The 16,580-nt window shown below is 60.5% G+C and carries 17 protein-coding genes; 8 read left to right on the top strand and 9 right to left on the bottom strand.

Features of this window, described 5'->3' with window-relative positions; all coding sequences use genetic code 11:
• Positions 1-17: 17 nt before the first annotated feature.
• Both AB9L16_RS04415 and AB9L16_RS04420 read right to left on the bottom strand, forming a co-directional pair.
• The gene (locus tag AB9L16_RS04415) at positions 18-506 is read right to left on the bottom strand and encodes a type II toxin-antitoxin system MqsA family antitoxin (RefSeq protein WP_056783073.1); all 489 of its coding nucleotides are present in this window, start codon (positions 504-506) and stop codon (positions 18-20) included.
• Positions 503-814, bottom strand: a complete 312-nt coding sequence (locus tag AB9L16_RS04420; RefSeq protein WP_071174464.1) for a type II toxin-antitoxin system MqsR family toxin — start codon at positions 812-814, stop codon at positions 503-505. The genes AB9L16_RS04415 and AB9L16_RS04420 overlap by 4 nt, the downstream gene beginning before the upstream one ends.
• 166 nt (positions 815-980) lie before the next feature.
• Between AB9L16_RS04420 and AB9L16_RS04425 the strand changes: the two genes are divergently transcribed.
• From AB9L16_RS04425 to AB9L16_RS04445, 5 genes are all read left to right on the top strand, one after another.
• Positions 981-1,640, top strand: a complete 660-nt coding sequence (locus AB9L16_RS04425) for a FadR/GntR family transcriptional regulator (protein ID WP_095180430.1) — start codon at positions 981-983, stop codon at positions 1,638-1,640.
• The gene (locus AB9L16_RS04430) at positions 1,630-2,934 is read left to right on the top strand and encodes a CynX/NimT family MFS transporter (protein WP_375123160.1); all 1,305 of its coding nucleotides are present in this window, start codon (positions 1,630-1,632) and stop codon (positions 2,932-2,934) included. Before AB9L16_RS04425 ends, AB9L16_RS04430 begins: the two co-directional genes overlap by 11 nt.
• 190 nt (positions 2,935-3,124) lie before the next feature.
• The gene (locus tag AB9L16_RS04435; RefSeq protein ID WP_095180432.1) at positions 3,125-3,595 is read left to right on the top strand and encodes a nuclear transport factor 2 family protein; all 471 of its coding nucleotides are present in this window, start codon (positions 3,125-3,127) and stop codon (positions 3,593-3,595) included.
• Between the two features lie 40 nt (positions 3,596-3,635).
• A complete protein-coding gene (locus tag AB9L16_RS04440; RefSeq protein ID WP_095180433.1) occupies positions 3,636-3,938 on the top strand; it encodes a GIY-YIG nuclease family protein in 303 nt (100 codons plus the stop codon).
• A gap of 84 nt (positions 3,939-4,022) precedes the next feature.
• On the top strand, positions 4,023-4,958 hold the full coding sequence (locus AB9L16_RS04445; RefSeq protein WP_375123161.1) for a glutathione S-transferase family protein: 936 nt from the start codon (positions 4,023-4,025) through the stop codon (positions 4,956-4,958).
• A gap of 116 nt (positions 4,959-5,074) precedes the next feature.
• Here AB9L16_RS04445 and AB9L16_RS04450 read toward each other — a convergent pair whose 3' ends face one another.
• Together AB9L16_RS04450 and yejK are read right to left on the bottom strand one after the other, a co-directional pair.
• Positions 5,075-5,425, bottom strand: coding sequence for a glutaredoxin family protein (locus AB9L16_RS04450; RefSeq protein ID WP_041479507.1), 351 nt, complete (start codon positions 5,423-5,425; stop codon positions 5,075-5,077).
• The gene (yejK, locus tag AB9L16_RS04455; RefSeq protein WP_039759184.1) at positions 5,425-6,429 is read right to left on the bottom strand and encodes a nucleoid-associated protein YejK; all 1,005 of its coding nucleotides are present in this window, start codon (positions 6,427-6,429) and stop codon (positions 5,425-5,427) included. The genes AB9L16_RS04450 and yejK overlap by 1 nt, the downstream gene beginning before the upstream one ends.
• A gap of 395 nt (positions 6,430-6,824) precedes the next feature.
• Between yejK and AB9L16_RS04460 the strand changes: the two genes are divergently transcribed.
• The gene (locus AB9L16_RS04460) at positions 6,825-7,106 is read left to right on the top strand and encodes an HU family DNA-binding protein (protein ID WP_003221909.1); all 282 of its coding nucleotides are present in this window, start codon (positions 6,825-6,827) and stop codon (positions 7,104-7,106) included.
• A 194-nt stretch (positions 7,107-7,300) separates the two neighbouring features.
• Here AB9L16_RS04460 and rlmF read toward each other — a convergent pair whose 3' ends face one another.
• The 5 genes from rlmF to AB9L16_RS04485 all read right to left on the bottom strand — a co-directional run bounded on the left by rlmF (position 7,301) and on the right by AB9L16_RS04485 (position 13,968).
• A complete protein-coding gene (gene rlmF / locus AB9L16_RS04465) occupies positions 7,301-8,320 on the bottom strand; it encodes a 23S rRNA (adenine(1618)-N(6))-methyltransferase RlmF (protein WP_016771571.1) in 1,020 nt (339 codons plus the stop codon).
• A gap of 232 nt (positions 8,321-8,552) precedes the next feature.
• A complete protein-coding gene (locus AB9L16_RS04470) occupies positions 8,553-11,399 on the bottom strand; it encodes a valine--tRNA ligase (protein WP_375123162.1) in 2,847 nt (948 codons plus the stop codon).
• Between the two features lie 194 nt (positions 11,400-11,593).
• Positions 11,594-11,980, bottom strand: coding sequence for a hypothetical protein (locus AB9L16_RS04475; protein WP_056783087.1), 387 nt, complete (start codon positions 11,978-11,980; stop codon positions 11,594-11,596).
• Positions 11,981-11,988: 8 nt separating this feature from the next.
• A complete protein-coding gene (locus AB9L16_RS04480; protein ID WP_056783088.1) occupies positions 11,989-12,417 on the bottom strand; it encodes a DNA polymerase III subunit chi in 429 nt (142 codons plus the stop codon).
• Between the two features lie 60 nt (positions 12,418-12,477).
• A complete protein-coding gene (locus tag AB9L16_RS04485; RefSeq protein WP_150636214.1) occupies positions 12,478-13,968 on the bottom strand; it encodes a leucyl aminopeptidase in 1,491 nt (496 codons plus the stop codon).
• A 296-nt stretch (positions 13,969-14,264) separates the two neighbouring features.
• Between AB9L16_RS04485 and lptF the strand changes: the two genes are divergently transcribed.
• Entirely contained in the window at positions 14,265-15,386 is a 1,122-nt protein-coding gene (gene lptF, locus AB9L16_RS04490; RefSeq protein ID WP_016771566.1) for an LPS export ABC transporter permease LptF, read from the top strand.
• Positions 15,379-16,440 (top strand): LPS export ABC transporter permease LptG, encoded by a 1,062-nt coding sequence (gene lptG / locus AB9L16_RS04495; RefSeq protein ID WP_056783092.1) that lies wholly within the window; start codon positions 15,379-15,381, stop codon positions 16,438-16,440. Before lptF ends, lptG begins: the two co-directional genes overlap by 8 nt.
• Positions 16,441-16,580 lie beyond the last annotated feature (140 nt).

Raw genomic sequence — 16,580 nt, forward strand, 5'->3', positions numbered from 1 at the left:
GTTTGTTTTATCTGGGCTCATCTGGCCAGAACAGGTTCCCGCTCCGGGTAACGAGTTTCCAGAAGTTGTTTGAGACCGTCGTCTGCGTGAAGTGCCTGAATTTCCTCTAGCAGATCGGGATGACGATCCAGAAGCCGCATCAGTGTGAACAACGGCTGCGGCGGAGCCAGTTCGCCGCGTTCATATCGTGAAAACGCATTATGCCCACCTCCTGACAGCCACTTCACCGCACTTCTTTGAGTGAGATGGAGCTTTCGGCGAATACGCTTCATTTCGGTACCGATCAGCCGAAGTACGTCTTCGAGTAATTGATCGCCGGCATCTACGTAGCGCTCGGCACTGTCGGTACCACTGTCAAAAATGATTTCGCCACAGATCCTGCACTCCCAGCCGGCGAGAAGGTGTACGGGCCGCGAAAACTGTTTGTAATTGACGTCGAGACTGCGATCTTGAAAGTGGTGCATTGCGTGTTCGGTGCCGCAACTCAGGCATTGCCTCTTGCTCATGTGTTTTTCTCCTTGAAGGAGATCACCGGAGAACCACCGCTCGTGCAGTAGGTCACTTTGATGTAGATCTCCCGATTTCGAAACGATACGTGATAGACGTCGTGCCAGTTCCGATGGTTGGAATAAGAGGTCATGGATTTGTAGAGCATTCGCCGCTCAAGCGTTGCCACAACCTGCATCATCACTTTCCAGGACATGCCCATGTCCCGGCCTGTCTCAAGTGCATAACGTGTAAAGGCTTCTTTGCCTCGTCTAATTACTTCGGCCTTCACGACTGCCAAGTCGTAATGGGGTGTGTTCTTTTCCATAAGAAGCCAAAACCCTGTCCCTGAAATTACCCTTAAAGGGTAATTTTGACCAATCGAAAATGCCGCTCCATGTGTCTCCGATTGACCCTAGGTGGTTGCCGTCCTACATGGGTCTGACTAACATGTCGGAAAATTCATCCTATGATTGGATGAAAAGGCGAGGCACATGTCAGATATTTCCCCTTTGATCAAGCGATCCCTGGTCGATCAGGCTTTGGATCAACTGCGTCAGCGCATCAACAGCGGTGCGTGGCAGGTCGGCGAGCGTCTGCCGACCGAACCTGAGCTGTGCGCCGAGCTGGGCATCAGCCGCAACACCGTGCGCGAAGCCATGCGTGTTCTGGCATTTTCCGGTCTGATCGAAATTCGCCAAGGCGACGGCAGTTATCTGCGCGCCGTGGTCGATCCGCTGGATACGCTGAAGGCGTTGTCCCGCTGTTCCCTGGAGCAGGCTCGGGAGACCCGACACATCCTTGAAGTCGAGGCCATCGGCCTGGCGGCGTTGCGTCGTACCGATGACGATCTGGCGGCCCTGCGCGAAGCGCTCGGCACCAGCGGCAGCCACTACCATGGTGATCTCGACACTTACATCGCCTGCGATCTGGTGTTCCATCGCCGACTGGTCGACGCCGCGCACAACCCGACCCTCAGCGAGCTGTATCGATATTTCTCCAGCATCGTCGGCGCGCAATTGCGCCAGACCTTGAATATCTCCCCGCGCCGTCAGGAAGTGTTCGATCTGCACATCGACTTGCTCGATGCGGTCGAGCAACGCGACCCGGAACGGGCCAAAGCCTTGTCGAGGCAGTTGATCAATGAACCTTGAAAACGAGAAATCCATGCCCCGCAGTGAGTTATCCACAGCGTCGAAACGCTCCGCCGAACTTGAAGAGCTGCTGATCGATGCCGAGGCTGATGACGAGCAGGTCCAGCAAAGCCACCCATTGGTAAAACGCCCGTGGCTGTTGCTGCTCGGGTTGATTCTGGTGGCGCTGAACCTGCGCCCGGCGTTGTCGAGCATGGCGCCATTGCTCAGCGAGGTCTCCAGAAGCCTCGGGCTGTCTGCGGCGCAGGCGGGATTGCTGACCACGTTGCCAGTGCTGTGCCTGGGCTTGTTTGCGCCGCTGGCGCCGATTCTGGCGCGGCGTTTCGGTGCTGAGCGGGTGGTGTTGGGGATTCTGCTGACGCTGGCCGGCGGGATTATCCTGCGCAGTAATTTCGGCGAGATCGGCCTGTTTGCCGGCAGCGTGCTTGGGGGCGCCAGCATCGGCATCGTCGGCGTGCTGCTGCCGGGCATCGTCAAGCGCGACTTCGCCAAACACGCCGGGACCATGACCGGCGTCTACACCATGGCGCTGTGCCTGGGCGCAGCGATGGCGGCGGGTTCGACCGTGCCGCTGAGTGAACACTTCGGCAACAGCTGGGCGATGGGCCTGGGGTTCTGGGTGATTCCGGCATTGGTGGCCGCAGTGTTCTGGCTGCCACAAGTCGGCTCCAAACATGGCGCACACAACGTCGCCTATCGCGTGCGCGGGTTGCTGCGTGATCCGCTGGCCTGGCAGGTGACCTTGTACATGGGCCTGCAATCGTCGCTGGCCTACATCGTATTTGGCTGGTTGCCGTCAATCCTCATCGGGCGCGGGCTGACACCGACTCAGGCCGGATTGGTGCTGTCCGGTTCGGTGATCATTCAACTGGCCAGTTCGCTGGCCGCGCCGTGGCTGGCGACCCGGGGCAAGGATCAGCGCCTGGCGATCGTCGTGGTCATGGCGCTGACCCTGGCCGGCCTGTTCGGCTGCTTGTACGCACCGATCGAAGGTCTGTGGGGCTGGGCGATTCTGCTCGGACTGGGGCAGGGCGGCACGTTCAGTCTGGCCCTGACCCTGATCGTGCTGCGCTCGCGTGATTCCCATGTCGCGGCGAACCTGTCGAGCATGACCCAGGGGTTTGGCTACACGCTGGCGTCCATGGGGCCGTTTGCCGTGGGCGTGGTGCATGACTGGACCGGTGGCTGGAATGCTTTGGGCTGGATCTTCGGCATTATCGGTGCCGGTGCGATCCTCGCCGGGCTGGGTGCGGGGCGCGCGTTGTATGTGCAGGTGCAAAGCGAAAAGATCTGAATGCACTGGGTGCAAATGTGGGAGCGAGCCTGCTCGCGAAAGCGGTGTTTCGGTCAACATGGATGTTGAATGTTGAATTGCCTTCGCGAGCAGGCTCGCTCCCACAAGGGTTTTGCGTATTGCCGATAGTGTTTCTGCGCGCGGCAGATTATGGTGCTGGCAATCTGTACCTATTTCTTTGGAGATTGCCTTGAGCGAAGCCCATAGCGCCCTGATCACCCGCTTCTACCAAGCCTTTCAGCGCCTTGACGCAGAAGCCATGGCGGCCTGCTACACCGACGATGTGGTCTTCAGCGATCCGGCCTTCGGCGAGTTGCGCGGGCGCGATGCCGGCGACATGTGGCGCATGCTGACTACCCGCGCCAGGGATTTTTCCCTGACTTTTGACAATGTCCGCGCCGACGAGCGCACCGGCGGCGCGCATTGGGTGGCGACTTACCTGTTCAGTCAGACCGGCAACGTCGTGGTCAACGACATCCAGGCGCGCTTCGTCTTCCGGGACGGCAAGATCTGTGAGCACCACGACCACTTCGATCTGTGGCGCTGGTCGCGGCAGGCGTTGGGTTTCAAAGGCCTGCTGCTGGGCTGGACGCCGCTGGTGCGCAACGCGGTACGTGCCCAGGCGCGCAAGGGACTGAAGGCATTTCAGGCCGGGCGCTGATAAGATCGCCGCCTGTTTTCCTACACGTTCAGATCCCGAAGTGACCAGCCTTAGCGAAAAATCCGTCGATGCTGCCGAACCAGTGAGTAAATCCTGGTTCGTCTACCTCGTGCGTGCCGCCAATGGCTCGTTGTATTGCGGAATCAGCGACGACCCCGTACGCCGTTTCGCCAAGCACCAGAGCGGCAAGGGAGCGCGGTTCTTTCTTTCCAGCCCGGCGATGGCGTTGGTCTACACCGAACTGTGCCGCGACAAAAGCGATGCCCTGCGACAGGAACGGCTGATCAAGAAACTCAAGAAGAGCGCCAAGGAATGCCTGGTCGCGTCTTATCAATCTGACTGATTGGTTCCCATCAGGCAGATCGGTAGGCCTGTCAGGCAATGCGCGCTAAGCTGCGGATTCACTTTTCCAGCGGCGGAGCCGAGCATGTCCGAGTTGATTCTGCACCATTACCCGACCTCTCCATTTGCCGAGAAGGCGCGCCTGCTGCTGGGCTTCAAAGGCCTGTCCTGGCGTTCGGTGCATATTTCCCCGGTGATGCCCAAGCCTGATCTGACGGCATTGACCGGTGGCTACCGCAAGACTCCAGTGTTGCAGATCGGTGCCGACATCTATTGCGACACCGCACTGATCGCTCGACGCCTGGAGCAGGAAAAAGCCCTGCCGGCGTTCTTTCTCGAAGGCCAGGAAATGACCAGCGCCAGTTTCGCGGCGTGGGCCGATTCGGTGGTGTTCCAGCACGCGGTGAGCCTGGTGTTCCAGCCAGAATCGGTAGCCGTGCGTTTTGGCAAATTGCCGCCGGAAGCGATCAAGGCCTTCCTGGCCGACCGCGCCGGTTTGTTCAGCGGTGGCAGCGCCACACGTCTGTCCGCCGAGCAGGCCAAGCATCAGTGGCCGACGATCATGGCGCGTCTGGAGCAGCAGTTGCAGCGCGAGCAGGGCGACTTCCTCTTCGGCGAGCCATCGATTGCCGACTTCGCCCTGGCGCATCCGATGTGGTTCCTCAAGGCGACCCACGTCACGGCGCCGCTGGTGGATGAATATCCGGCGGTTGCGGCGTGGCTGGGTCGGGTGCTGGGGTTCGGCCATGGCGCAGCGAGCGAGATGTCCTCTGCCGAGGCATTGGAGGTCGCGCGTAACGCGACGCCAGCGGCATTGCCGGATGAGCGGTTCGTTGATCCGAACGGCTTCAAGACGGGACAGCAAGTGGCAATTGCCGCTGTCGATTATGGCGTCGACCCGGTGGCAGGCGAGCTGCTGTTTGCTGGCAGTGAAGAGCTGATCATTCGCCGTGAAGACGAACGTGGCGGCGTGGTGCATGTGCACTTTCCGCGTTTTGGTTTCCGTATCGAAGCGCGCTGATTTATCAAGCAGCTGCAAAACCTGTGGGAGCGAGCCTGCTCGCGAAGACGATGGATCATTCAACATGGTTGTTGGCTGATGCAGCGCTTTCGCGAGCAGGCTCGCTCCCACATTGGTTATTTCAGGGCTGCGAGGATTTCGTCGGGATCGAACCCGCGAATCAACGTGCCGTTCACATCGATCAGCGGAATCCCGCGCCCACCCAGTGCCTCATACGCCTTGCGCGCATCAGCATCTTTCTCGATGTCGAACTCCTTGAACGGTATGCCCTTGCTGTCGAGAAAGCGTTTGGTCTGTTTGCAGTAGCCGCACCAGTCGGTGGCATAAAGCACGACATTGGCTTGCGCCCGGGTCTGCTGCGAGACCATTTGCGCGGGATTGAATACCCGCTCGATCTTGCCCCAGTTCTGATAGACCACGACCACCAGCAGCACCAGGGCGACCTTTTTCAGCACATTGCCGAGCATCAGTTACGCCGCTTCAACTGATCGGTCAGCGAAGTCGGCAGGCCTTTGATGATCAGGGTGCCGTTCTCTTCGTCGTACTCGATCTTCGAGCCCAGCAGGTGCGCTTCGAAGCTGATCGACAAACCTTCGGCGCGGCCGGTGAAACGACGGAATTGATTGAGGGTGCGCTTGTCTGCCGGAATCTCTGGCGACAGGCCATAGTCCTTGTTGCGGATGTGATCGTAGAAGGCTTTCGGGCGTTCCTCGTCGATCAGCTCCGACAGCTCCTCAAGACCCATCGGTTCGCCGAGCTTGGCCTGGCTGCTGGCATAGTCGACCAGGGTCTTGGTTTTCTCGCGGGCCGAGTCTTCCGGCAGGTCTTCGCTCTCGACAAAGTCACTGAAGGCCTTGAGCAGTGTGCGCGTCTCGCCGGGGCCGTCGACGCCTTCCTGGCAACCGATGAAGTCGCGGAAATACTCCGAGACCTTCTTGCCATTCTTGCCCTTGATGAACGAGATGTACTGTTTCGACTGCTTGTTGTTCTGCCACTCCGAGACATTGATCCGCGCTGCCAGATGCAACTGGCCAAGGTCGAGATGGCGCGAGGGCGTCACGTCGAGCTCGTCGGTCACCGCCACACCTTCGCTGTGATGCAGCAGGGCGATCGCCAGATAGTCGGTCATGCCTTGCTGATAGTGGGCGAACAGCACGTGGCCACCCACCGACAGGTTGGATTCTTCCATCAGTTTCTGCAGATGCTCGACCGCCACTTTACTGAACGCGGTGAAGTCACGGCCGCCTTCCATATACTCCTTCAGCCAGCCGCTGAACGGGAATGCGCCGGATTCCGGATGGAACAGGCCCCAGGCTTTGCCCTGTTTGGCGTTGTAGCTTTCGTTGAGGTCGGCGAGCATGTTTTCGATGGCTGCGGACTCGGCCAGTTCAGAGTCACGGGCGTGCAGAACTGCGGGCGTGCCGTCGGGTTTTTTGTCGATCAGGTGGACGATGCAATGACGGATCGGCATGGGCTTCTCGGCTGTTGGAAGGGAGGAGGGCAGGCTCCCCCGAAAAAGCGCTCAGTGTACCGCAACCACTGGTTTTGGCGCGGGTTGCAGGGCAAAACCGGGGCGCGCGCCCGGCCTTAAGCGGTTTTTTACCGATTTAGCGCAATAAAGCTGACCAAATGGGTAGCTAGAGGCGGATATTTCCTTGTCGCTGTGCTAGTTTTGCCCGGTCTTACGCGAAGTCACTGCGTTAAGCGTGCATTCAGCATTTGTCAGGTCGAACCAAACCCTGATTTCGGCATCTATAACCCGACTCGTCGTGGTTATCGCCGAGGGTGCCAGATCCAGAAGATCGGGCTCGATGGCTGACACTGCACTCTGCAATCCATATGAATTTGATAGGGAAGGAACACTACATGGCTCTTACTAAAGACCAACTGATCGCCGACATCGCTGAAGCTATCGACGCGCCGAAAACCACCGCGCGTAACGCTCTGGACCAACTGGGCCAAATCGTTGCCGATCAGCTGGAAAACGGCGGCGAAATCACCTTGCCAGGTATCGGCAAGCTGAAAGTGACCGAGCGTCCTGCCCGCACCGGCCGTAACCCTTCGACTGGCGCTGCCATCGAAATCCCTGCAAAGAAAGTGATCAAGCTGGTTGTGGCCAAAGGCCTGACCGACGCTGTGAACAAGTAAGACGCAGCGATAAAAAAACCGTGCTTCGGAGTGATCCGGGGCACGGTTTTTTTGTGTCTGTGATTTAGCGACTGAATCGCAGTGCCAATGTGGGAGCGAGCCTGCTCGCGAAAGCGGTAGGTCAGTCGATATTGAAGCTGACTGACACGCCGCCTTCGCGAGCAGGCTCGCTCCCACAGGGGATCTGCTGTGTGTTAGCGAACCCAGCGCTCGCGTCGCCAGATCTGCTGCTCGGACTTGGTCTGGAAGGTCCAGGCAACAAAGCGGCTCTGCTTCTGGCCCTGCGACATCTCCACGACCTGGCTCTCCAGCACGCCAGCCTTCTTCAGTGCGGTCTCGATGGCCGGCAGGTTCGAGGCCTTCGACACCAGGGTGCTGAACCACAACACTTTGTGCTGGAAGTTCGCACTTTCGGCAATCAACTGCGTCACAAAGCGCGCTTCACCGCCTTCACACCACAGCTCCGCCGATTGCCCACCGAAGTTCAGCACCGGCAGCTTGCGTTTCGGGTCGGCCTTGCCCAAGGCGCGCCATTTGCGCTCGCTGCCCTTGGTCGCTTCTTCCATCGAAGCGTGGAACGGCGGGTTGCACATGGTCAGGTCGAAGCGCTCGCCCGGCTCCAGCAAGCCGATGAGGATGTGTTTGCGGTTTTCCTGCTGGCGCAGCTGGATCACCTTGCTCAGATCGTTGGACTGCACGATGGCTCGCGCCGCCGCCACGGCTGTCGGGTCGATCTCCGAGCCGAGGAAGTGCCAGCGATATTCGCTGTTGCCGATCAGCGGATACACGCAGTTGGCGCCCATGCCGATATCCAGCACATTGACGATCGCGCCGCGCGGGACCTTGCCGTCGTTCATGCTCGCCAGCAGGTCAGCGAGAAAGTGCACATAGTCGGCACGCCCCGGAACCGGAGGGCAAAGATAGTCCGCCGGAATGTCCCAATGCTGGATGCCGTAGAACGCCTTGAGCAGCGCCCGATTGAACACACGTACCGCGTCGGGGCTGGCGAAGTCGATGCTTTCCTTGCCGTACGGGTTGGTGATCACGTACTTGGCCAGTTCCGGCGTGGTCTTGATCAGCGCCGGAAAGTCGTAACGACCCTGATGGCGATTGCGCGGATGCAGGCTGGCCTTCTCGCGCGGCTCGACGGCTTTGCTCGGGGACGCGGCGTCAGGCTTCTTGCGCGCAGGTTTGGGTGTGCGGGGGGCGGTCATGGGCGTGGTCGATTCGGGTATGGCTGAAAGTGGCGGGCATTGTCCCACATCTGAAGGCAACACCGTTCAAACTGTGGGAGCGAGCCTGCTCGCGAAGGCGTTTCACATCCGGCAGATTTGTCGGCTGACACAGCGCTTTCGCGAGCAGGCTCGCTCCCACAGGGGACTCAAGGTTTTTCAGGAATAAAAAAGGGAGGCCACTTGGGCCTCCCTTTTTCAGTGCGGTTTGCCGTTACAGGCTGGCAATCCGCGCATGCTGCTCGGCCAGCTTGCCCAGGGCTTGTTCGGCCTCGGCCAGTTTGGCGCGTTCCTTCTCGATGACTTCGGCCGGGGCCTTGTCGACGAATCCTGCGTTGGAAAGCTTGCCGCCAACCCGCTGGACTTCGCCCTGCAGACGCAGGATTTCCTTGTCCAGACGCGCCAGTTCCGCGCCCTTGTCGATCAGACCGGCCATCGGCACCAGCACTTCCATCTCGCCGACCAGTGCGGTGGCGGACAGCGGTGCTTCTTCGCCAGCGGCGAGTACGGTGATCGATTCCAGGCGCGCCAGCTTCTTCAGCAGCGCTTCGTTCTCGGTCAGGCGGCGCTGGTTGTCAGCGCTGACATTCTTCAGGAAGATCGGCAGTGGCTTGCCCGGGCCGATGTTCATCTCGCCACGAATGTTGCGCGTGCCGAGCATCAGTTCCTTGAGCCATTCGATGTCGTTTTCCGCCGCCGGATCGATGCGCTCTTCGTTGGCCACCGGCCAAGGCTGCAACATGATCGTCTTGCCCTGGATGCCGGCCAGCGGCGCGATGCGCTGCCAGATTTCTTCAGTGATGAACGGCATGAACGGATGCGCCAGACGCAGCGCCACTTCCAGCACGCGTACCAGCGTCCGGCGAGTGCCGCGCTGACGTTCGACCGGTGCGTTCTCGTCCCACAGCACAGGCTTGGACAGTTCCAGATACCAGTCGCAGTACTGGTTCCAGATGAACTCGTACAGCGCTTGCGCGGCGAGGTCGAAACGGAACTGATCCAGTTGGCGGGTCACTTCGGCTTCGGTGCGTTGCAGCTGCGAGATGATCCAGCGATCAGCCAGCGACAGCTCGTAGGCTTCGCCGTTCTGGCCGCAGTCTTCGCCCTTGTCCAGAACGTAACGCGCGGCGTTCCAGATCTTGTTGCAGAAGTTGCGATAGCCTTCGACGCGACCCATGTCGAACTTGATGTCGCGACCGGTCGAGGCCAGCGAGCAGAACGTGAAGCGCAGGGCGTCGGTGCCGTAGCTTTCGATGCCGTTGGCGAACTCTTCGCGGGTGGCTTTCTCGATCTTCTTCGCCAGTTTCGGTTGCATCAGGCCCGAGGTGCGCTTCTGCACCAGGGTTTCCAGGTCGATGCCGTCGATGATGTCCAGCGGGTCAAGGACGTTGCCCTTGGACTTGGACATCTTCTGGCCTTGGCCGTCGCGCACCAGACCGTGTACGTAAACGGTCTTGAACGGAACCTGCGGCGTGCCGTCTTCGTTCTTCATCAGGTGCATGGTCATCATGATCATCCGGGCAACCCAGAAGAAGATGATGTCGAAACCGGTGACCAGCACGTCGGTGGAGTGGAATTTCTTCAGGAACTCGGTCTGCTCAGGCCAGCCCAGGGTCGAGAAGGTCCACAGGCCGGAACTGAACCAGGTGTCGAGTACGTCGTTGTCCTGTTGCAGCGCAACGTCCGGGCCGAGGTCGTGCTTGGCACGGACTTCGGCTTCGTCGCGACCGACGTAGACCTTGCCCGACTCGTCGTACCAGGCCGGAATCCGGTGGCCCCACCACAGCTGACGGCTGATGCACCAGTCCTGGATGTCGCGCATCCACGAGAAGTACATGTTTTCGTACTGCTTGGGCACGAACTGGATGCGACCGTCTTCAACGGCAGCAATCGCCGGCTCGGCCAGCGGCTTGGTCGATACGTACCACTGGTCGGTCAGCCACGGCTCGATGACCGTGCCGGAGCGATCGCCTTTCGGCGTTTTCAGATTGTGATCGTTGACACTCACCAGCAGGCCGGCGGCGTCGAACGCGGCAACGATCTGCTTGCGCGCTTCGAAACGTTCCAGGCCAGCGAACTCGGCCGGAATCTTGCCGTCGATGCTCTCGTTCAGCGTGCCGTCGAGGTTGAACACCTGAGCGGCAGGCAGCACGTTGGCGTTCTTGTCGAAGATGTTCAGCAGCGGCAGGTTGTGGCGCTTGCCGACTTCGTAGTCGTTGAAATCGTGGGCCGGGGTGATTTTCACGCAGCCGGTGCCGAATTCAGGGTCGCAATAATCGTCGGCGATGATCGGGATGCGGCGGCCAACCAGTGGCAGCTCGACGAATTTGCCGATCAGCGCTTTGTAGCGTTCGTCGTTCGGGTTAACCGCGACGGCGGAGTCACCGAGCATGGTTTCCGGACGGGTGGTGGCGACGATCAGGAAGTCATCGCCCTCGGCGGTTTTTACACCATCGGCCAATGGGTATTTCAGGTTCCACAGGAAGCCTTTCTCTTCGTGGTTTTCCACTTCGAGGTCGGAAATCGCCGTGTGCAGTTTGGTGTCCCAGTTGACCAGACGCTTGCCGCGGTAGATCAGGCCGTCTTCATGCAGGCGCACGAAAGCTTCCTTGACCGCTTCCGAGAGGCCGTCGTCCATGGTGAAGCGCTCGCGGCTCCAGTCGACGGACGAGCCGAGGCGACGGATCTGCCGGCTGATGTTGCCGCCGGACTGATCTTTCCATTCCCAGACTTTTTCGAGAAATTTTTCCCGGCCCAGATCGTGACGATTCTGGCCCTGGGCTTCGAGCTGACGCTCCACCAGCATCTGCGTGGCGATACCGGCATGGTCGGTGCCCGGTTGCCACAGGGTGTCGCGACCCTGCATGCGGCGGAAACGGATCAACGCGTCCATGATCGCGTTGTTGAAGCCGTGACCCATGTGCAGGCTGCCGGTGACGTTCGGCGGCGGGATCATGATGGTGTAGGACTCGCCCGCGCCTTGCGGGGCGAAGTAGTTCTCGGACTCCCAGGTCTTGTACCAGGAAGTTTCAATGGCGTGCGGCTGGTAGGTCTTATCCATGCGCGGCGGGACCCTATTGGCATTTATTCAGGAAAAGCCGGGAAGTATAGCGGGGCATGGTGCCGAGGGCGAGCGGGGGAGGTCGGGCGGAGATCTAAATGTAGGAGCTGCCGAAGGCTGCGATCTTTTGATCTTGTTTTTTGTGAAAGCAAAGTCAAAAGATCGCAGCCTTCGGTAGCTCCTACACCAGCGGCTTATTCGTACTGGCTGAGCAGCCGCTCCATCCGCGCATCCAGGCGACGTTTGATTTCGGTTTCGATGTGCGGGGCGAAGTCGTCGATCACGTCTTGCATGATCAATTGCGCGGCGGCGCGCAGTTCGCTGTCCAGGTGCAGCAAGGCATCCGGGCCTTTATCGACCGGTGCGGCAGCCGGGGCAGCCGGCGGCGCTGGTGGCGGCTCGACGGCCGCCGGCTGATTGCCGACGGAATCGAACAGCATCGGAATCTGTTCCTGTTCGCCGTCATCGACCGTATCGGTCAACAGCGGCGGTTGCAGGTTGTCATCGCCGAGCAACTGGCGGATCGATTCGAGATCGTCCAGCAGGTGTGCGGATTTCTGTTGCGGTTTCGGAGTGTCCATTGGAATGCTCAGAGTCGCTGTAAACGGTGGTCTTGCAGAGAATAGCCCTGTTCGCGGTAGAAACGGAAACTCTCCCGCGCCGCTGCGCGGATGGTCGGATCTTCCACCACCACTTCCGCCACGCGGGCGAATTTGCTGGCGAAGGCCGGGACTTTCAGATCGAGATTGACCAGCAGATCCTGGTGCTCACCGCAGTCTGCCCCGTGTCCCAGCACGATCAAACCGTCGGGCTCACTGTCGGCAGGGCCGTGAGGCACGAAACTTTCGCCCTTGAATGCCCACAGACGCGCATCGAGATCGTCACGTTGGGCCGCATCGCTGCAATGCAGGTAGATGCGATGGCCCATGCGCCAGGCTTTCTCGGTGAGCTTGCAGGCGAAATCCAGACGCGCTGAAGGATCGGCGCTGGGCAGGATATAGAAGTCGACTTTGGTCATTGCGGTTCCAGAGCGGCAAGCGGCGTCACCCGAAAGTGGCGCCGCCGCCCATCAGCGGTGTCAGGCTTTGGCGCGATCGAGCAGGTACTGGGTCAGCAGCGGAACCGGACGGCCAGTGGCGCCCTTGTCCTTGCCGCCGCTGGTCCATGCCGTGCCGGCGATGTCCAGGTGCGCCCAGTTGAGGTTCTTGGTGAAGCGCGACAGGAAGCAGGCGGCAGTGATGGTGCCGGCCTTCGGCCCGCCAATGTTGGCGATGTCGGCGAACGGGCTGTCCAGCTGCTCTTGATACTCGTCGAACAGCGGCAGTTGCCAGGCGCGGTCGTCGGCAGCCTTGCCGGCGCTGAGCAGTTGGTCGATCAGTTCGTCGTTGTTGCCCAGCAGGCCGGACGTGTGTGCGCCCAGGGCCACCACGCAAGCACCGGTCAGGGTGGCGATGTCGATCACCGCTTGTGGCTTGAAGCGCTCGGCGTAGGTCAGCGCATCGCACAGCACCAGACGGCCTTCGGCGTCGGTGTTGAGGATTTCCACGGTCTGGCCGCTCATGGTGGTGACGATGTCGCCCGGACGGGTCGCATTGCCGCTCGGCATGTTTTCGGCGCAGGCGAGGATGCACACCAGATTGATCGGCAGTTTCAGCTCAAGCACGGCGCGCAATGTGCCGAACACGGAGGCAGCGCCGCCCATGTCGTACTTCATCTCGTCCATGCCGGCGCCCGGCTTCAGGCTGATGCCGCCGGTGTCGAAGGTGATGCCCTTGCCGACCAGCGCGTATGGCTTCTCGGATTTCTTGCCACCGTTGTATTGCATGACGATCAGGCGCGGCGGCTGGGCGCTGCCCTGGCCCACGGCGTAGAACGAGCCCATGCCGAGGGATTTGATCTTCTTCTCGTCGAGGACTTCGACTTTCAGATCCTTGAACTCTTTGCCCAGATTCTTGGCCTGTTCGCCCATGAACGTCGGGTGGCAGATGTTCGGCGGCAGGTTGCCCAGATCGCGGGTGAAGGCCATGCCGTTGGCGATGGCGGTGGCGTGGTTCACGGCGCGCTGCACTTCGGCTTGCGCAGCCTTGATGGTCAGCAGGGTGATTTTCTTCAGCGCGCGCGGTTCGGCTTTCTGGCTCTTGAACTGGTCGAAGGTGTAGCCGCCGTCGACCAGGGTTTCCGCCAGCAGGCGGGTCTTGCCGTAGCTGTCGCGACCTTTGACGATGACTTCATCCAGCGCCAGCACGGCATCACCGCCGCCCAGGCCTTTGAGGGTGTTGAGGATGCCGGCAACGATTTTGCGGAACGGACGGTCGCCCAGTTCCTCGTCCTTGCCCACGCCGACCAGCAACACGCGCTCGGCTTTCAGGTTCGGCAGGCTGTGCAGCAGCAGGCTCTGACCGACTTTGCCGGCCAGGTCGCCACGCTTGAGCACGGCGCTGATGGCACCACCGCTCGACTCGTCGACCAGTCTGGCGGCGACACCGAGTTTGCGGCCTTCGCCGACGGCAACCACCAGGGTGGCGGTTTTCAACGTTTCTGGGCTAACGCTTTTTACAACCAGTTCCATGTCCGGATCCCTGAATGAATGGTCAACACGCAGGCGTTCGACGCTGTTCGCAGTCGCCTGCTTATAGATAGAAGAGGCGCAGGCCAAAGCCTGCGACAAGGGCCGCAGTTTGAACCTCGCTCCCCGCGCCTGACAACCCTCAGCAAAGGATTACAGAGATGGATGAGTGTGCGCAGTGACAGGCGCACCCAATCACAGGATAATGCCGCATCTTTTTTCGACCGCTCTGCATGGCGGGCCGGTCGATGTGTTTGCTTGTTTGGCCGCCTTAGCCTGACAACCCTGGAGTGTCTGGTTTGATCGTCTTCCGTTATCTGTCCCGCGAAGTCCTGTTGACCCTCAGCGCCGTAAGTGCCGTGCTGCTGGTCATCATCATGAGCGGTCGCTTCATCAAATACCTGGCGCAGGCTGCGGCCGGTCAGCTCGATCCGGGCTCGCTGTTCCTGATCATGGGCTTTCGTCTGCCGGGTTTCCTGCAACTGATTCTGCCGCTGGGCCTGTTCCTCGGGATCCTGCTGGCCTACGGTCGCCTGTACCTTGAAAGCGAAATGACCGTGCTTTCGGCCACCGGCATGAGCCAGCAGAAGCTGTTTCGCATGACCCTGTTTCCGGCGACGCTGGTGGCACTGGTGGTCGCGTGGCTGAGCCTCGGCCTGGCTCCGCAGGGCGCCAACCAGTTTCAGCTGCTGCTGAACAAGCAGGACGCGCTGACCGAGTTCGATACCCTCGAGCCGGGCCGCTTCCAGGCCCTGCGTGATGGCACTCGGGTGACCTACACCGAAACCCTGAGCGACGATCGCGTCAATCTCGGCAGCGTGTTCATCTCGCAGAAGAACCTCGGTGCCGATAAGAAGGACCGCGGGATTTCCGTACTGGTGGCCGAGTCGGGCCGTCAGGAAATCCGCCCCGATGGCAATCGCTACCTGATTCTCGACAACGGCTATCGTTATGACGGCAGCCCCGGGCAGGCCGATTACCGCGCCATCCATTACGAAACCTACGGCGTGCTGCTGCCCAAGCCGGACGTCAGCGAAGAAGTCACCGATCGCGATGCGATGCCGACCTCGTCCCTGTGGGGCAGCGACGACATTCGTTCGAAAACCGAACTGCAATGGCGTATGTCGCTGCCGTTGCTGGTGTTCATCGTGACCCTGATGGCGGTGCCGCTGTCGCGGGTGAATCCGCGCCAAGGGCGTTTTCTCAAGCTGCTGCCGGCGATTCTTCTTTATATGGCTTACCTGACCATCCTGATTGCCGCTCGCGGCGCCCTTGAAAAAGGCAAGATCCCGCCGGCCCTCGGTCTGTGGTGGGTACATGCGATCTTCCTGGTGATCGGCCTCGGCCTGCTTTACTGGGAGCCGCTGCGCCTGAAACTGGCCAGCCGTCGCAGCGCCGCGCTGGAGGTGGCCCGTGGTTAAACTCGACCGCTACATCGGCAGCAGCGTGTTCATGGCGATCATCGCCGTGCTGGCGATCATCCTCGGCCTGGCGACGCTGTTTGCCTTCATCGATGAAATGGGCGACGTCAGCGACACCTACACCCTGGTCGACGTGCTCGGTTTTGTATTGCTGACCGCACCGCGCCGGCTGTATGAAATGTTGCCGATGGCCGCATTGATCGGCTGCCTGATCGGTCTCGGCAGTCTGGCCAGCAGCAGTGAGCTGACGGTCATGCGCGCTGCTGGCGTGTCGATCGGCCGTATCGTCTGGGCTGTCATGAAGCCGATGCTGGTGCTGATGCTCGCCGGCGTGCTGATCGGCGAATACGTCGCCCCGGCCACCGAAAGCATGGCCCAGGCCAATCGCTCGCTGGCCCAGGGCAGCGGCGACGCGCAAAGCGCCAAGCACGGTATGTGGCACCGTCAGGGTGAGGAATTCATCCACATCAACGCGGTTCAGCCGAACGGTCTGTTGTACGGCGTGACGCGCTATCACTTCGACAAGGAGCGCCATCTGCTCAGCTCCAGCTTCGCCAAGAAGGCTGAGTTTGACGGCACCAAGTGGCAGCTCACCGACGTTGCCACCACGCTGTTCCATGAGCGCAGTACTGAAGTGGTCAACAGCCCGAGCGAGGAGTGGGACGTGGCGTTGAGCCCGCAGCTGCTCAGCACCGTGGTGATGGCGCCGGAATCGCTGTCGATCAGCGGTCTGTGGGGCTACATCCACTATCTTGCCGAGCAGGGCCTGAGCAACGGCCGTTACTGGCTGGCATTTTGGGTCAAGGTGTTGCAGCCGCTGGTGACTGCCGCGCTGGTGCTGATGGCGATCTCGTTCATCTTCGGTCCACTGCGTTCGGTGACCCTCGGTCAGCGTGTTTTCACCGGCGTGCTGGTGGGCTTCACCTTCCGCATCGTCCAGGATCTGCTGGGGCCATCGAGTCTGGTGTTCGGTTTCTCGCCGCTATTTGCGGTGCTGGTGCCGGCCGGCGTGTGTGCGCTGGCGGGTGTCTGGCTGCTTAGACGAGCGGGCTGATGAACAAGCTTTCATTCAGCGCTTGAACCCTGAAAACGCCTCGGTCGCCAGACCGGGGCGTTTTTGCATGCGATCCGGGTGACAGGCGAACGTGACGCTTGCGCCGTGTATCAGGTACAATTCCCGGCTATTTTTCGGCG

This window comes from Pseudomonas sp. LW8 (genome assembly GCF_041956865.1).
Classification (GTDB): Bacteria; Pseudomonadota; Gammaproteobacteria; order Pseudomonadales; family Pseudomonadaceae; genus Aquipseudomonas; species Aquipseudomonas siliginis.

What these genes read in the sequence shown, in the direction of transcription:
- AB9L16_RS04415 (WP_056783073.1), bottom strand. Translation starts at nt 506, where the DNA reads ATGAGCAAGAGGCAATGCCTGAGTTGCGGCACCGAACACGCAATGCAC.
- AB9L16_RS04420 (WP_071174464.1), bottom strand. Translation starts at nt 814, where the DNA reads ATGGAAAAGAACACACCCCATTACGACTTGGCAGTCGTGAAGGCCGAA.
- AB9L16_RS04425 (WP_095180430.1), top strand. Translation starts at nt 981, where the DNA reads ATGTCAGATATTTCCCCTTTGATCAAGCGATCCCTGGTCGATCAGGCT.
- AB9L16_RS04430 (WP_375123160.1), top strand. Translation starts at nt 1,630, where the DNA reads ATGAACCTTGAAAACGAGAAATCCATGCCCCGCAGTGAGTTATCCACA.
- AB9L16_RS04445 (WP_375123161.1), top strand. Translation starts at nt 4,023, where the DNA reads ATGTCCGAGTTGATTCTGCACCATTACCCGACCTCTCCATTTGCCGAG.
- AB9L16_RS04450 (WP_041479507.1), bottom strand. Translation starts at nt 5,425, where the DNA reads ATGCTCGGCAATGTGCTGAAAAAGGTCGCCCTGGTGCTGCTGGTGGTC.
- yejK (WP_039759184.1), bottom strand. Translation starts at nt 6,429, where the DNA reads ATGCCGATCCGTCATTGCATCGTCCACCTGATCGACAAAAAACCCGAC.
- AB9L16_RS04460 (WP_003221909.1), top strand. Translation starts at nt 6,825, where the DNA reads ATGGCTCTTACTAAAGACCAACTGATCGCCGACATCGCTGAAGCTATC.
- rlmF (WP_016771571.1), bottom strand. Translation starts at nt 8,320, where the DNA reads ATGACCGCCCCCCGCACACCCAAACCTGCGCGCAAGAAGCCTGACGCC.
- AB9L16_RS04470 (WP_375123162.1), bottom strand. Translation starts at nt 11,399, where the DNA reads ATGGATAAGACCTACCAGCCGCACGCCATTGAAACTTCCTGGTACAAG.
- AB9L16_RS04475 (WP_056783087.1), bottom strand. Translation starts at nt 11,980, where the DNA reads ATGGACACTCCGAAACCGCAACAGAAATCCGCACACCTGCTGGACGAT.
- AB9L16_RS04480 (WP_056783088.1), bottom strand. Translation starts at nt 12,417, where the DNA reads ATGACCAAAGTCGACTTCTATATCCTGCCCAGCGCCGATCCTTCAGCG.
- AB9L16_RS04485 (WP_150636214.1), bottom strand. Translation starts at nt 13,968, where the DNA reads ATGGAACTGGTTGTAAAAAGCGTTAGCCCAGAAACGTTGAAAACCGCC.